This is a genomic window from Flavobacterium pectinovorum, assembly GCF_006438875.1.
GTDB lineage: Bacteria > Bacteroidota > Bacteroidia > Flavobacteriales > Flavobacteriaceae > Flavobacterium > Flavobacterium pectinovorum_A.
Map to the genome: position 1 here is coordinate 132975 of NZ_RCZH01000005.1, position 15740 is coordinate 148714.

Here is a 15740-nt window from a genome sequence, read left to right on the forward strand (position 1 = left end):
TTTGAGAATTTTAAGATTTTAAAATTGAAATAATTGCTTTTCTAAGAATGTTTGAAACGGAATTTTTTGTTTTTTAATTTGTTTAAAATCAGTTTGATATAGTATTTTGTATTGGGATTCGTACACTAATTTTTATTATATTTAAATCATTTTAGAATAATTTAAAATCAAAATAAGATGAGAAAACTAATAACAATCGCAGTTGCAGTTTTTATGTTTATTTCCTGTAACAACCAAAATCAACCAAAAATTGAGGATACTGCTCAAAATGAAAAATTGGTAAAGCAATACTTCGATCATTTTAATAATCATGATTGGAAAAAGATGTCGGAAATGTATATCGAAACGGCTGACTTTAAAGATCCTTCTTTCGGAAAAGGAATCGTAAAACAAACCCGCAAACAAACGGAAGATAAATATGCGGAGTTAAATAAGATTTTCCCGGATTTGCATGATAAAATTATCCAGATTTATCCATCGGGAGAAAAGAATATAATTGTAGAATTTGTTTCAACAGGAACTGCGCCGGATAATTCAAAATTAGAATTACCTATCTGTACTGTTTTCACGATCGAGAACGGATTAATCACCAAAGATTTTACGTATTTTGATAATTTTGAAGCAGATACGAGTAAGAAATAGAAATCATACCAGTTGTAGTTCCATAGAACAATGTCATTAGTTAGGGAAAAATCCGATGGAACAATTTGTTTTGTTCCATCGGAACATTTCATTGGTAGCCCAATAAATATGGCGTTTTTTCAAGTTCCGTAGGAACGATTGATTTTATAAATAATAATTGGTAAAAACATATACAGATTACAGATACAATTTCTCAAACGTCCCAATGGGACAATGTCATTAAGTTAAGCTTTTAAAAAATAAAATTATTGCAGATCAAATCCGTTTTTATCCGCGTTTTTACAAAGTAAATCTGTTTTTATCCGCGTCAAAATTAGACGCTGATTTTACTGATTCGCTAAAGCGAAAACGCTGATAAAAACGGATTTTTCTAATTACTTTCTTTCAATTAAAAGGTCAAAAAATATTTGATAAGAAAACCAAATAGAAAATGAAAACAGCTATTTTTTTGAATATATTTAACGAAAAGTATATGAGAAAAATAGCTATTCTTATTTTTATAATATTTTGTTCCTGTAACAAAGAAAAAATGAAAGTAATTACAAAAGAGCAACCAAAAGAAATTCCTGAAGAAGTGCCATATTTTAAGCAAATCAAAAGTAATGACATTAAATTGGCTGAACCTGTTTATGGAGATTGGTTGTTTTCTCGTAAGGAAAAAGGACAAACTTTTGAGCAGTATTTTAGGTCTAAGCATACTGTTCCAACAAAGGATGCTAATATTATTTATATCCGTCCTATTGGAAATTTTAATGTTTTGCAAAAGAGACAAATTCAGCTTGCCAATGAATATTTAGAAATTTACTTTCAATTAAAAACAAAAACTTTGGAACCAATCTCTAATGATGTAGTTCCAAATTCTGCCAGAAGAATGATGTATAGTCATGAGCAGTTATTGGCTGGTTATCTTTTAAATGATGTTTTAAAAGAAGAAGAGCATTTAAATAGAATTGCTTTAATGGGGCTTTCAGAATTGGATTTATATCCTAAGCCAGAATGGAATTATGTTTTTGGTTTGGCTTCTTATCGTGATAAAGTTGGCGTGAGTTCAATTTACAGATTACAGGATGGGGAATTAACATCTGAAAATTTTAATCTATGTTTATCAAGATTGCTTAAAATAAGCTCCCATGAAATCGGGCATATGTTTGGTCTTCATCATTGTACGAATGCAAATTGTGTTATGAATGGTACTAATAGTATGGAAGAAACCGACAGGCATTCGATAAGATTATGTTCTGTTTGTCAGAGAAAATTGAATTCCTGTATAGCATATGACAATAAAAAAAGATTAATTGATTTAGAAAAATATTTTAAAAAGAATGACTTAAATGACGAATTTGATTTGATGAAAAAGGATATTAAAGTTATTCAGTAAATGGAAATGAAAAAAATAAAAATACTTGCCATAACAGGCAGCACAAGAAAGAATTCCAGCAATTATAAAATCTTAAAATATATTTCAGAACATATAAAAGGAGATTTTGAAGTCGAAATTTTTGAAGATTTGGCTGAAATTCCTCATTTTAGTCCGGATTTAGATACAGAGAATCCGCCAAAGCACGTTGAAGTTTTTAGAAATAAAATTATTGAAGCTGATGGTGTTATCATTTGTACACCTGAATATGTTTTCAGTTTACCCGGAAGTTTAAAAAATGCTTTAGAATGGTGTGTTTCGACGACTATTTTTTCGAATAAAAAGACGGGATTAATCACTGCTTCGGCTTCGGGCGAAATGGCACATGAGCAATTGAATTTGATAATGAAAACATTAGAAGCAAAATTGGATACTGATACTCAGCTTTTGATACAAGGTATTCGCGGAAAAATTAATGATGAAGGGAAAATAATTCATGAAGAAACGGAAATTGCACTTCAGCTTTTTATAAATAATTTTGAAAGACAATTTTAGTACTTTAGTATAAGTTTTTAATTAAAAGATTAGATTTACTTTTCAAATTTTCAAAGCAAAATGGTTACAAGAAGAAACTTCATAATAAACACCAGTCTGGCTGCAACGGCAGTTTTGGCTTTGCCATCATTAGCATTTACCATGAATAAAAAAGAAATAGGTTTGCAATTGTACACTTTGCGGGATGAACTTCCTAAGGATGTAAAAACAACTTTAGAAAAAGTAGCCGCTGCCGGATTTACGACTGTTGAGACGTATGGTTTTTCCATAAAAGATCAGTTTTGGGGATTATCTCCGATCGAATTAAAGAAAATATTAGACCAAAACGGTCTAAAAGCTGTTAGCGGACATTATAATCTTGGAAGCTTTTTAGCAGACGGAAATACAACTGAACTGCTTGCGGCTATTGAAGCTGCAAAGATTTTGAACAGCGAGTATTTAACCGTTCCGTGGATTGATGAACCGCTTAGAAAAAATATTGCCGATTATAAAATAATTGCCAATCGGTTAAATCAGGCTGGTAAAGCCTGTGTAAATGCAGGTTTGAAATTAGCGTATCACAATCATGATTTTGAATTTCAAAAGCATGACGGAATCACAGGTTATGAAATTCTATTAAAAGAAACTGATAAAGATTTAGTTCATTTTGAGTTGGATTTATACTGGGTGGTTCGCTCAGGAAATGATCCTCTTAAATTGTTTGCAGAAAATCCGGGACGTTTTAAAATGTGGCACGTTAAAGATATGGATAAGAAAAATGCAGCTTTAAATACTGAAATTGGTTCAGGTTCTGTTGATTTCAAAACTATTTTTAAGGAAGCGAAACTATCCGGAATGAAACATTTTTTTGTAGAGCAGGAGAATAATTACAATCCTAATCCTTTGGAATCAATTAAAGTAAGTTGCGATTTTATTTCTAAAAATTTGATTTAGAAACAAACTCATCTTAAAATAGTATAATACAATTAAAAACAGATATGAAAAGTTTCGGAACAAGCAAGGAATTTATAAAAGGAGATGAACTGGAATGGGAAGTTGTTGGCGAAGGAATCAAACGCAAAATTATGGCGTACGACGATCGCGTGATGTTGGTTAATGTTCATTTTGAAAAAGGCGGAATTGGTGTTTTGCATGAGCATTATCATTCACAGGTAACTTACATTTCCAGTGGTAAATTTGATGTTACGATCAGTGGTATTACACAAACATTAAAAGAAGGCGATAGTTTTTATATTCCGCCACACGCGATTCATGGCGTTGTTTGTTTAGAAAGCGGACTTTTAACAGATGTTTTTAGTCCAATTCGAGAAGATTTTATGCAATCGTAAGATTTTAAAAATCAGTATAATCTCTAATAAAAATGTCTGATTGGTTCCTGAATTTGAAAAATTTATAGATTTTTTAAAGTTTTGGTAAAGATTAGATTGGTATTTTTGCAAAATGAATTTATCCAAAACGAATGTCTTATTTATGGCAGCTTGCACTGGACTTATAGTTGCAAATCTGTATTACTGCCAACCCTTAATTGTTTTAATTGCCAACGAATTTAAGATTCCTGAAGCCGATGCGGGTACAATAACGTATCTAACGCAAGCCGGTTACGCAATTGGATTGTTTTTTATGGTTCCGTTAGGCGACAAAATCGAACGTAAAAAGCAAATTTTAATGACCACTTTTGCCTCTGTAATTGCCTTAATTATTGCAGCTACGGCAAAAAGTTTTTTTCTTTTGCAAATTGCCTCTTTATTGATCGGAATTACTTCAATTGTTCCGCAACTTATTTTGCCATTGGCAGCTTCGTTAAGTACACCTGAACAACGAGGAAAAGTTATTGGAACCATCATGAGCGGTTTATTAGTCGGAATTTTACTTTCCAGAACTTTAAGCGGATTTATTGGTCAGATTCTTGGATGGAGATCGATGTTTTATATCGCAGCCGGAATTTGTTTATTGATCTTTTTTGTGATCCAAAATAAATTCCCCGTTAATAAACCTCAGTTTCAAGGAACTTATGGTCAATTAATTAAATCCCTTTTTACACTTATAAAAACACAACCCATTTTACGTGAAGCTACGATGATTAACGTATTTAGTTTTGCACAATTCGGTGCCTTTTGGGTTACTATGGTTTTATTGCTTTCAGGAGAACCTTTTCATTATAGCAGCGCGACAATTGGTTTGTTTGGTATTGTAGGTGCTTCGGGAGCTTTAGCGGCGCCTTTGGTTGGGAAGTTGGGAGATAAAGGAGGTTCAAGAGTAACAGTTGGTTATGGCTGTTTATTGATATTAATTAGTTTTATAATATTTTATTTCTCAATAGAAAGTGTCATCGGAATCGCGATCGGAATTGTATTTATTGACGTAGGAATTCAGGGAGTTCACATTTCAAACCAAACCCGAGTTTATTCGTTGCTTCCAGAAGCGAGAAACAGATTAAATACCGTATTTATGTCGTTTAGCTTTTTAGGAACAGCAGCAGGATCTGCTTATGGGTTATTATTATGGAAACTTGGCGGGTGGCACGCTGTAACAATCGGATGTGTTGGTTTGTCATTACTCTCATTTGTAGTTTACGGTCTTACTTATAAATCAAAGTCTAAAAAATAGAAAGCACAAATTGATATAAAATTAATTTGTAAATTTGCAATCAAATTAAAAATAACAACAATGGAAAACGGAATATACGCTAAATTCAACACTAGTAAAGGTTCGATTTTAGTAAAACTAACACACGATTTAACACCGGGAACCGTAGGGAATTTTGTAGCTCTTGCAGAAGGAAATATGGAAAATAAAGTAAAACCTCAGGGACAAAAATTCTATGACGGATTAACATTCCATAGAGTTATTCCTGATTTTATGATACAAGGTGGATGTCCAAAAGGAACAGGAACTGGTGATCCAGGATATAAATTTGATGATGAATTTCACCCAAGTTTAAAACACGATCGTCCAGGAGTTCTGGCAATGGCAAATTCAGGACCTGCAACTAATGGTTCTCAATTTTACATCACTCACGTTCCAACTTCTTGGTTAGACGGAAAACATACTGTTTTTGGTCACGTAATCGAAGGTCAGGATATCGTTGATGCAGTTGCTCAAGGTGATTCTCTTGATAATGTAGAAATCATCAGAGTAGGTGAAGAAGCAGAAAAATTTAATGCTATCGAAGCTTTTATTGGTTTAAAAGGTGCCCGTCTAAAAAGAGATGCAGCTTTAAAAGCAGAATCTGAAGCTAAAATGGAACAATTGGCTGCTGGTTTTGATAAAACGGATAGCGGTTTACGTTACAAAATGATTCAAAAAGGAGACGGTAAAAGAGCAGAAGCTGGTAAAACAGTAGCAGTTCATTACGAAGGATCTTTAGAAAACGGAAAAGTTTTTGATTCTTCTTACCCACGTAAAAAACCAATCGAATTTAGATTAGGTCAAGGTCAGGTTATCGAAGGTTGGGATGAAGGTATTGCTTTATTGCAAGTTGGAGATAAAGCTCGTTTTGTAATTCCATCTGATTTAGGGTATGGAGCTGCAGGTGCAGGAGGAGTTATTCCACCAAATGCAACTTTGATTTTTGACGTTGAATTAATGGAGGTTAAATAAGATTTTTAATTACAATTTAGTATTGTTTTAAATAATAATCCCATATGCTGCGGTGTATGGGATTTTTTTATATTTACTTAAAAAATAAGTAAAACAATGAAAACAAAAATCTTAATCCTGACTGCTGTAGTGTTGCTTTTAGTTTCATGCGGTACTAAAAAATCAGTACCGGCTACTCCGGCAACTCCAGTTGTAACTGAGGCTGCAAAAACTACAACATTAACGCCTGAATTGGCAGAAGGTAAAAACTTGTACGAAAACAGTTGTGCAAGATGTCATAAATTATTTGACCCAAAGAAGTTTAGTCAGGAAGATTGGAAACCAATTTTAGTAAAAATGCAGAAAAAAGCGAAGTTAGATGATACTCAAATGGCTTCAATATCAAATTATATAACTTCTCAATTGTAATAAGAAGTTGTTATTACAGATTCAATTAAACTATTCAGTAAAATTTATTGGATAGTTTTTTTATTTAAAATAGAACATAAAAAAACACCTTCACAAGTGAGGTGTTTAAAAAATTACAGATTGTTGATGGCGGCATTATTTACCGCAATTATCTTTAATGTCTTTATTCCGGAAGGCATTTCCCAATCAACTTCATCATTTTCCTTAAAGCCAATAATGGCTACGCTTAAAGGTGCCAGAATCGATATTTTTCCCTCTTTTACGTCCGCAAATGAAGGCAGCACAATCTGAATTTTCATTTGTTTCTTAACTTTTACATCTTCGATAGTAACATAAGAATTGATTCTTACGATGGAATTAGTTAATTCACTTTCTTTACTTATAACGGCGCGATCTAATTCTTGAGAAAGCTGATTGGCTTCTTTAGTATTTGTTGAATTTTTACTTTTTAATATCAATTCTCTTAAAAACTGATAATCTGTTTTACAGAAGGTAGGTGTTGGTTTCATAATGATATTTATTATTATTAATTATTTAATTTATTGATAACTAGTGTTTTTGAGCGATTTTTTTACAGGCTGACAAAAGCATAATCATTTCCTAAGTTGCACATTTGCAATTGGAAATAAAACTATGTTTTGGAAATTTTAATTTGAAAAACCAGAAAATTATTTGAGAGAGGATTTACTCTTTCAAATAAAATAGGTGATTAAATCGTGGTATAAATCCTCCGCCTGAAAGAAGAAATTGGAATAGACGGAGGCCTAATTAATAAAGGCCTTACTATGTGAAATAAATACAGCAGTAAGCGGTTTTCTTTTTAAGGAAAACAACAAGAGTATCGCTGTAAATAAGTTTATAGTGCTCACAATGAGAATATTTATTGATCTGCAAAGATAGGAAAAGTTTTCGGAAAACCTAAAATCTTTATTTCCATTTGATACTACAGCCAATACTTGGCTTTTGAATTTCGTTCAAACTTCTGTTGTAAATCAGCGCATCTATCGCACTTCGAAGATCACTTCCGCTTAACGGAATTCCGTTTCCAGGTCTTGAATCATCCAACTGACCATGGTAAAACAGTCGATCCTGACTATCAAATAAATAAAAATCCGGAGTACAGGCAGCTTCATAAGCTTTGGCGACTTCCTGACTTTCGTCGAATAAATAAGGGAAATCTATTTTATTCTGAAAAGCAAATTCCGTCATCATCTCTGGAGAATCTTGCGGATATTTTACAATATCATTGCTCGAAATTGCAACAACACCAATTCCCTGAACGCGATAATCATTGGCAATCATTACAATTTCCTTAATAACATGAAGCACAAATGGGCAATGATTACACATGAAAATTACAAGTGTACCTTTCGATCCTTTTAAATCTTCAAACGAATATTCTTCATTATTCGAATTAGTATCTTTTAATTTAAATCCCGGAGCAATTGTCCCCAGCGGAATCATATTTGAAGGTGTACGTGCCATTTTTACAAAAATAAGTTCTTCAAAAATAGCCTTAAAATTCTGTAAAAGAAAGCGTACAGGGGTAATTATTATTGGCTATCTGTTTTCTGGGAGAATTTCGCTTTTTTGTTACTCCCGATAGCTCAATGTCATTAAGTTAAGGAAAATTTATCCCCGAAGCTTCGGGACTATGGTGAGTAAATCCCTAGCAAAGACAGAAAATCGAAAAGGTTTTGTCAATTTCGACGAAGGAGAAATCTCCGCGAGTAGCTCGACAAAGATTGGATTCTCGTTACGGAGTTACTTGCGGAGATTTCTCCTTCGTCGAAATTGACAATATTGTATTTAAGCTTTTTGACTTTGCGAGAAAAATTATAATTCAAAAAAGCTTAACTTAATGACATTGCCCAATAGTTATCGGAATTCATAGATTATAATTTGTTCATTTGTAAAGCAAAAAAATCTTTATAATTAATGTAATCTGTGCATTTTTTAGATTGTTAGGCATTCAAAAACTCTAATAAGTCTTTGTTTAATTTGTCTTTATGAGTGTAAAATAAACCGTGTGGTGCACCTTCATAAACTATATATGTATTTTCTCGGATTGCTTTTGATGCTTTTTTGGAAGTCAGTTCAATAGGAACAATTTTGTCATCGTCGCCATGGATTATTAATGTCGGCACTTTTATAAAATCCAATTCTTCTCTAAAATCAGTAAACGAAAAAGATTCGGCACATTTTAAAGTAGCACGAGGCGAAGCAAAGGAACACAACGTTCTGTAATATTCTAATAATGGAGTGCTTATTGGTCTGTTGATAATATTTATGCCGAAAAAGGTTTTACCAAAATTATCTACAAATCCTATTCGGTCTTCTGTGATCGCGCTGGCTGTATTTTCGCTTTTTTCTTTTGGATGTCCGTCAGGATTATCATTGGTTTGTAATAAAAAAGGAACGACAGATGAAATTAGCGCCGCTTTTGTAACGCCCTTTCCGCCATAACGGCTAAAATAACGTACAACTTCGCCACCGCCCATCGAGAACCCAACAAGAGTTGCATTTTCTAATTGAAGCTGTTCGATAATTTCTTTTAAATCGTCAGTCAAAGTATCATAATCATATCCGTCATAAGGCTGCGATGATTTACCAAATCCGCGGCGGTCATAAGCAATAACACGATAATTGTTCTGAACTAGAAAATCAATTTGATATTCCCACATTTCGTTAGAAAGTGGCCATCCATGAATTAAAATTACTGGTTTTCCTTTTCCGTAATCCTTTACATACAGTCTTACGTTTTTGTCGGTTAGTATATATTTATCTGTATTTTGTTCATGAATATCAAAATCAAAATCTCTAAGAGAGTGGTCGGTATTAAGAAGACTATTTTCCATATCTATATTTTTTAGTATTAGCTTAATTATCTGATAAGTAAAATTAAAAGCTGGACTAAAAAAAAGGTTATAGAATTAGTGGTAATAATTACAAAATTTATAGGTTTGTGAATGAATAAATATTGAAATAAAAATGGATTTAACCTGGAATGAATTTGAAAGAACCGATATGCGTGTCGGAACCATTATAGAAGTAAATGATTTTCCCGAAGCAAGAAAACCTGCCTATCAGCTTACGATTGATTTTGGTGCCGAAATTGGAATCCGAAAATCATCGGCACAAATCACTGTACATTACAAAAAAGAAGATTTATTAAATCGTCAAATTATATCAGTAGTAAATTTTCCTAAAAAACAAATTGGAAAATTTATGAGCGAATGTCTTGTTCTTGGCGCAATAGGCAAGGAGGGAGATGTTATTTTATTAGCTCCTGATTTTAAAATAGAAAACGGGCTTAGAATTGGATAGTTTTTAGTCGCAGTTTACAGTCTCAGTCTCAGTCTCAGTCTCAGTCTCAGTCTCAGTCTCAGTCTCAGTCTCAGTTTACAGTTTTTGCCACAGATTTTGTTGTTAATAAGATTTTCAAAACTTTGAAGTTGAATTTTCTCGCAGATTTGGCAGATTGAGCAGATCAATTTTAAAACATATAGAAAAAAATCTGCTCAATCTGCCAAATCTGCGAGCTAAAAAACTACTCGACAAAGCTTTACTTTGCGTAAAACCTTTGCGGACTTTACGGTTAATTAAAGTCCAGACTGAAAACTGAGACTGAAGACCGCGACTGAAAAACTAAGAAATTTTCTCAATTAACTGCTGTAATATCACTTGTCCTTCTTCCCAATATTTTAAATCTGAGTCAGAGTTGATGTGACCTTGTTGACCGACATTTACAAAATCACTTCCCCATTTTTCTGCAAAATATTGTTTTCTTTCGAAAGAAGCGTAAGGATCATTTTCGCTTGCGACAACAATTGACGGAAAAGGTAATTTTGAAATTGGCATAGGAGAAAAATTCCGAACAGATTCCGGAGTATGTTCTGGTGAATCTACATCGGCAGGAGCCACCAATAATGCGCCTACAATATTTTTGTTTGTATTTGATACTGCCCAATGTTGTACTAATGAAACTGCTAAGCTGTGTGCGACCAAAATAGTTGGGCGATCAAGTTTAGAAATTTCCTCGTTTAAGCGTTCAATCCATTCTTCGCGAACAGGTTCGTCCCAATTGTGCTGAACCAAGCGTATGGAGTTTTTGAATTTTTTATGCCAAAAGGTTTGCCAGTGTTTAACGCCGGAATTTCCAAGTCCGGGTAATATTAATAAGTTTGTTTCCATTGCCGTGGATTGTATTTGAGATTATTTTTTATGTTCTTTTATAATTCGGTTTACTTCGTTTACGAGCAACGGAAAACCTGGTTCAGTCATTCCGTGTCCATAACCATCTAACTCATAAAGTTTGGTTTGTTTATGACCAACCAGCTTCATCATGCGTGCCATATAAGCGTTTTCTTCGTAACGTCCCAACATTTCCAATTCACGATCTCCTGTAATTAATAAAAGTGGCGGAGCATCCGCGCGAACGTAAAATAAAGGAGCAAAAGCATCAATTGTTGGTGTAGTATCCGGAATACCATTTTCTTTTCTAATTTCAAAATGCGTAATACATTGCCCGCTAAACGGAATTAATCCTGCAATTTTATTAGCATCGATTCCTTCTTTTTGCAGCCATTTTTTATCAAGACCAATCATCGAAGTTAAATATCCGCCCGCAGAATGTCCTGAGATGAAAATTAAGGATGTATCGCCTCCATAAGAAGCAATGTTATTAAAAGCCCATGCAACCGCAGCAGCAGCGTCTTCAATGGCTTTTTCGGCTTTTACTTTTGGCGATAATCTGTAGTTAACGCCAATGATGGCAAAACCTTTATTTTTTAAAGCCTCGGGAATTTCTTTGCTTCCACCAGTTAATCCACCGCCGTGAAACCAAACTATTGTAGCGAAGTTTTTAGTGTTTTTTGGGTAATAAATATCCAGAACACAATTTTCGTTAATGTAACTGTCAGATTTATTGGTTGCTGCGTTATAATATTGAGTATTGGTTTTCGTTTCATATTCTGTTTTTTGGGCAAAAGATGAAATTCCGATAAATAGAAAACAAAGTAAAAGAGTTATTTTTTTCATTTTAAAATCTTGAATTATTATCATTTGGTTTTAGAGCGTTTAAAAAATCTAAAATCTAAACTCTGCAATCTAAAATAATAAATTTATATATAAAAAAAGTCCAAAATGCAGGACATATTGGACTTGTACTTTTAAAAAAGTTATTTTCGACTAAATATCGTCAAAATCAATATCGGTAAAACTAGTTCTTGGTGCGTCGGGCTTATCAGAACCGTATTCTTTTTTGAAATCTTTTTGGTGTCTTTCAGAAATTACTTCTTCGCCTTTGTGGTTCAAGACGTATGAAGTCATTTCTTCTAGTATTTCGGCAAAAGCACTAAAATCTTCTTTGTACAAGTAAATTTTGTGTTTTTTAAAATGAAAAGAACCATCTTCTTCAGTAAATTTTTTACTTTCGGTAATCGTGATATAATAATCGTCAGCTTTAGTAGCTCTCACATCAAAGAAATAAGTTCTTCTTCCTGCTCGTAATACTTTAGAAAAAATCTCTTCTTTTTCTAACATGTCATTTTCTCTCATAATACGTTCTATCATTTTTTGGAATTAATAGTACTCAAAAATCATAAAAAATTATCTATTACGCAACATTTAAAGTGATTCTTTTTCCGAAAGTTGTTTTAAATATAACGATGAATAATAGCCTTCCTGATTTATTAATTGATTATGAGAGCCTTGTTGAATGATTCTGCCGTCTTCTAAAATGATTATTTTATCGGCATTCTTAGCCGATGAAACACGATGACTTACTATTATTGTAGTTTTATCTTTACAAATTTCAAATAAATTATTCAAAATCGTCTCTTCAGTTTCAGTATCTACAGCAGACAGGCAATCGTCAAAAAGTAAAATAGCCGGGTTTTTAATAATCGCACGCGCAATAGATACACGCTGCTTTTGTCCGCCGGAAAGTGTAATACCTCTTTCTCCTAAAATGGTGTCATATTGTTTATTGAAAGCAATGATATTGTCATGAACCACAGCGCTTTTTGCAGCTTCTTCTACTTCTTCGTCAGTTGCATTTTGATTTCCAAATTTGATGTTGTTTTTAATGGTATCCGAGAATAAAAAAGCATCTTGCGGCACAATTCCAATGTTGTTTCTTAAGTCATTTAAGTTTAAAGTACTTATTTCATTTTGGTCAATTGTGATTCTTCCTTCGGTAACATCATATAAACGGGAAATCAAAGATAATATTGTTGATTTTCCGGAACCTGTTTTCCCCAGAATTGCCAATGTTTCTCCTTTTTTCACAATGAAAGTCACATTTTTCAAAGCTTCAATATTGGTATCTTCATAGATATAACTTACATTTTCAAAAGCAATTGAGCCTTGAATGTCTGATGAATTTTCGTTGTTGTTTTTAATTTCGGGTTCAATTTTTAAAAATTCATTCAAACGTTTCTGAGAGGCTTCTGCTTCCTGAACCATTGATGAAACCCATCCTAATGAAGCTACAGGCCACGTAAGCATGTTTACATATAAAATGAATTCTGCAATTGTACCAATATTGGCAATCGTTCCGTTGATGTACATAACGCCTCCAAAATAAATAACCACCAGGTTACTGATTCCGATTAAGGCAATCATCAATGGACCAAATAGCGATTGTACTTTGGCTAAATCTAAACTCTTCTTTTTACTTTCATCGGCAAGAGCCACCATATTATTCTGATGTTGGTCCTCTAAAGAATAGGCTTTTATAACACGGATTCCTGAAAATATTTCCTGCGAAAAACTGGATACTTTTGATAAATATTGCTGAAAAGTGGTGCTTCGTTTATTGATTTCTGAACTCAGTTTAAAAATACAATAAGACAAAATTGGCAATGGCAAGATCGTATATAAAGTCAATAATGGCGAAACATTATACATATATATGATGACAATAGCAAAACGGATAAAGGTATTGATAGTGTACATAACTGCCGGACCAACATACATACGAACCTTAGAAACGTCTTCGCTGATTCGGTTCATTAAATCTCCCGTACGATTTTGTTTGTAGAAATTCTGTGAAAGGTTTTCATATTGTTTAAAAACTTCATTTTTTAAATCAAACTCAATGTGACGTGACATTACGATTAAAGTCTGGCGCATTAAAAAAGTCAGAAAACCTGCTACGATTGTAGTAGCTATGATTAGCAGTACGTTATGAATTAAACCTTGACGATAGGTATCGATAATTAGTTGCGATGCCTGATCTGCTTTTGGCAGTTTATCAAACCTTTCGATAGCGTTTAAAGACTTGCTAATAAGCTTTGGAGTAAATAAAGAGAATATTTGTGCGATTATGGTGATTAAAATTCCTAAGGAGAAACTATATTTATATTTGATGAAATATTTGTTTAAATAGCTTAATTCTTTCATTTTTTTAAGAGATTCAATGATGAAATGTTTTGATTTTACAAATTTATATGAATTAAAATTAACGGAAAGTGTAATTTAATCAAAACAAAACGATTGTTATATTGTTATTTTAAAGATAAAAAATTAGCACATGTGTATTTTTTAATTATGTTTGAGATGTCTTTTTGACAAATTCATAATTTATAACTAATAAATACTATTACTATGGATGCAACTTTCGCAACTGGAAAGGAACTTCAAAAAATGGATCCTGTTTTTGGTCAATTGTCTTTTGACGATCACGAACAAATTGTTTTTTGCAACGACAAAGATACAGGTTTAAAAGCAATTATTGGTATTCATAATTCGGTTATGGGACCAGCTTTAGGAGGAACCAGAATGTGGAATTATAATACGGAATGGGAAGCATTAAACGATGTTTTGCGTCTTTCAAGAGGTATGACATATAAATCTGCCATTACCGGATTAAATATCGGTGGAGGTAAAGCAGTAATTATTGGTGATGCTAAAACGCAAAAAACACCTGAATTAATGCGTAAGTTTGGTGAGTTTGTTCACTCTTTAGGAGGTAGATATATCACTGCAGAAGATGTTGGAATGGAAACAAAAGACATGGACACAGTTAGAGACGTAACTCCTTATGTTACGGGTATTTCTGAAGAAAGAGGTGGTTCAGGAAATCCTTCTCCTATAACAGCTTACGGTGTTTATTTAGGGATGAAAGCGGCTGCAAAAAGTCAGTTTGGTACTGATGTTTTAGACGGTAAAAAAGTTTTGGTTCAGGGAATTGGTCACGTTGGTGAAGCTTTGGTTGAGTATTTGACTAAAGAAGGAGCGATCGTTACAATTGCTGATATCAACGAAGAAAAATTATACGAAGTAGCTCAAAAATACAACGCAACAATATTTACAGGAGAAGATTTATACGCTGCCGATGTTGATATTTATGCGCCATGTGCAATGGGAGCGACAATTAATAATGATACCGTAAATAAAATTAAAGCTAAAGTTATTGCCGGTGCTGCCAACAATCAATTAGCAGATGAAAATGTTCACGGCCAAAGATTACAGGAAAGAGGTATTTTATACGCTCCGGATTTCCTGATCAACGCTGGTGGAATCATCAATGTTTATGCTGAATTAGAGCATTATGGTAAAGCTGAAATCATGAGTAAAACAGAAAATATCTATAATACTACTTTAGAAATTATCGATTATGCTGTTAAAAACGGAATGACTACGCACAAAGCAGCTCTTACAATTGCTCAAAATCGTATTGATTTAAGAAGAATTGAAAACGCTGCTAAGAAATAATTATTAGTTTACACTTTACAGTCCCAGTATTCAGTCTCAGTTTGCAATGTAAACTGAGACTGAATACTGGGACTTTTTTATAGGTAACGTGATATTGTAACTGATTTTTTACCGCAAAGTTTGCTAAGATTTTTATTCATTATTGCGGTTAGAAACCAGAAAGTTCGCAAAGCTGGTTCAACACTCAGCTTTGTGAACTTTGTGTTTTTACAAAACTGCTTAATTAAAAAAACTTTGTGAACTTTGCGGTAAAAAAAAACTTCAGATTGAAAATTTTCTGCACTGAAAAACAAAATGTTTTTTGTTAAAGATTTCAAAGTCTTGCCAAGTGAAAACTGGGACTGAAAACTGAGACTTTCTATGAATATCATAAATTAATTGCTTTTTGAGAGGTTTTTTATTCATTTAAATTTTATTATCACCTGTTAAATTCTTATTTTTGCAGACTAATTTTTAA

At 33.0% G+C, this 15740-nt stretch carries 17 protein-coding genes; 10 read left to right on the forward strand and 7 right to left on the reverse strand.

Translation table 11 applies throughout. From position 1 onward, the window contains the following. The first annotated feature begins 177 nt into the window (after positions 1-177). The 8 genes from EAH81_RS08765 (at position 178) to EAH81_RS08800 (ending at position 6562) form a co-directional block, all read left to right on the forward strand. The gene (locus EAH81_RS08765; protein ID WP_140505988.1) at positions 178-642 is read left to right on the forward strand and encodes a nuclear transport factor 2 family protein; all 465 of its coding nucleotides are present in this window, start codon (positions 178-180) and stop codon (positions 640-642) included. Between the two features lie 430 nt (positions 643-1072). Next, positions 1073-2020, forward strand: coding sequence for a Zn-dependent protease (locus EAH81_RS08770; protein ID WP_241676540.1), 948 nt, complete (start codon positions 1073-1075; stop codon positions 2018-2020). Between the two features lie 6 nt (positions 2021-2026). Beyond that, complete coding sequence (locus EAH81_RS08775; protein ID WP_241676541.1) at positions 2027-2554, forward strand: NADPH-dependent FMN reductase; 528 nt, start codon at positions 2027-2029, stop codon at positions 2552-2554. Between the two features lie 60 nt (positions 2555-2614). After that, positions 2615-3487, forward strand: coding sequence for a sugar phosphate isomerase/epimerase family protein (locus EAH81_RS08780; protein ID WP_140505992.1), 873 nt, complete (start codon positions 2615-2617; stop codon positions 3485-3487). Between the two features lie 44 nt (positions 3488-3531). Next, a complete protein-coding gene (locus tag EAH81_RS08785) occupies positions 3532-3882 on the forward strand; it encodes a cupin domain-containing protein (protein ID WP_140505994.1) in 351 nt (116 codons plus the stop codon). A 142-nt stretch (positions 3883-4024) separates the two neighbouring features. Then, a complete protein-coding gene (locus EAH81_RS08790; protein ID WP_241676542.1) occupies positions 4025-5161 on the forward strand; it encodes an MFS transporter in 1137 nt (378 codons plus the stop codon). A gap of 60 nt (positions 5162-5221) precedes the next feature. After that, positions 5222-6154 (forward strand): peptidylprolyl isomerase, encoded by a 933-nt coding sequence (locus EAH81_RS08795; protein ID WP_140505998.1) that lies wholly within the window; start codon positions 5222-5224, stop codon positions 6152-6154. Positions 6155-6250: 96 nt separating this feature from the next. Then, entirely contained in the window at positions 6251-6562 is a 312-nt protein-coding gene (locus EAH81_RS08800) for a cytochrome c (RefSeq protein WP_140506000.1), read from the forward strand. 113 nt (positions 6563-6675) lie between these two features. Here EAH81_RS08800 and EAH81_RS08805 read toward each other — a convergent pair whose 3' ends face one another. The 3 genes from EAH81_RS08805 to EAH81_RS08815 all read right to left on the reverse strand — a co-directional run bounded on the left by EAH81_RS08805 (position 6676) and on the right by EAH81_RS08815 (position 9420). Beyond that, on the reverse strand, positions 6676-7071 hold the full coding sequence (locus tag EAH81_RS08805) for a GreA/GreB family elongation factor (protein WP_140506002.1): 396 nt from the start codon (positions 7069-7071) through the stop codon (positions 6676-6678). 418 nt (positions 7072-7489) lie between these two features. After that, positions 7490-8047 carry a thioredoxin family protein gene (locus tag EAH81_RS08810; RefSeq protein ID WP_140506004.1) on the reverse strand — a complete coding sequence of 186 codons (558 nt, stop codon included), beginning with the start codon at positions 8045-8047 and terminating at the stop codon, positions 7490-7492. A 479-nt stretch (positions 8048-8526) separates the two neighbouring features. Next, the gene (locus EAH81_RS08815) at positions 8527-9420 is read right to left on the reverse strand and encodes an alpha/beta fold hydrolase (protein ID WP_140506006.1); all 894 of its coding nucleotides are present in this window, start codon (positions 9418-9420) and stop codon (positions 8527-8529) included. Positions 9421-9553: 133 nt separating this feature from the next. Here EAH81_RS08815 and EAH81_RS08820 point away from each other — a divergent pair, with 133 nt between their 5' ends. Next, positions 9554-9889 carry a tRNA-binding protein gene (locus EAH81_RS08820; protein ID WP_140506008.1) on the forward strand — a complete coding sequence of 112 codons (336 nt, stop codon included), beginning with the start codon at positions 9554-9556 and terminating at the stop codon, positions 9887-9889. 321 nt (positions 9890-10210) lie between these two features. Here the strand turns inward: EAH81_RS08820 and EAH81_RS08825 are convergent, their stop codons facing one another. The 4 genes from EAH81_RS08825 to EAH81_RS08840 all read right to left on the reverse strand — a co-directional run bounded on the left by EAH81_RS08825 (position 10211) and on the right by EAH81_RS08840 (position 13969). Further along, the gene (locus EAH81_RS08825) at positions 10211-10756 is read right to left on the reverse strand and encodes an RBBP9/YdeN family alpha/beta hydrolase (protein WP_140506010.1); all 546 of its coding nucleotides are present in this window, start codon (positions 10754-10756) and stop codon (positions 10211-10213) included. A 21-nt stretch (positions 10757-10777) separates the two neighbouring features. Next, entirely contained in the window at positions 10778-11602 is an 825-nt protein-coding gene (locus tag EAH81_RS08830; RefSeq protein ID WP_140506012.1) for an alpha/beta hydrolase, read from the reverse strand. A gap of 150 nt (positions 11603-11752) precedes the next feature. Continuing rightward, positions 11753-12121, reverse strand: coding sequence for a PUR family DNA/RNA-binding protein (locus EAH81_RS08835; RefSeq protein WP_140506478.1), 369 nt, complete (start codon positions 12119-12121; stop codon positions 11753-11755). 69 nt (positions 12122-12190) lie between these two features. Further along, on the reverse strand, positions 12191-13969 hold the full coding sequence (locus tag EAH81_RS08840) for an ABC transporter ATP-binding protein (protein WP_140506014.1): 1779 nt from the start codon (positions 13967-13969) through the stop codon (positions 12191-12193). 204 nt (positions 13970-14173) lie between these two features. On the opposite strand from EAH81_RS08840, the gene EAH81_RS08845 reads away from it, so the two are divergent. Continuing rightward, on the forward strand, positions 14174-15283 hold the full coding sequence (locus EAH81_RS08845) for a Glu/Leu/Phe/Val family dehydrogenase (RefSeq protein WP_140506016.1): 1110 nt from the start codon (positions 14174-14176) through the stop codon (positions 15281-15283). The last annotated feature ends 457 nt before the right edge of the window (positions 15284-15740 follow it).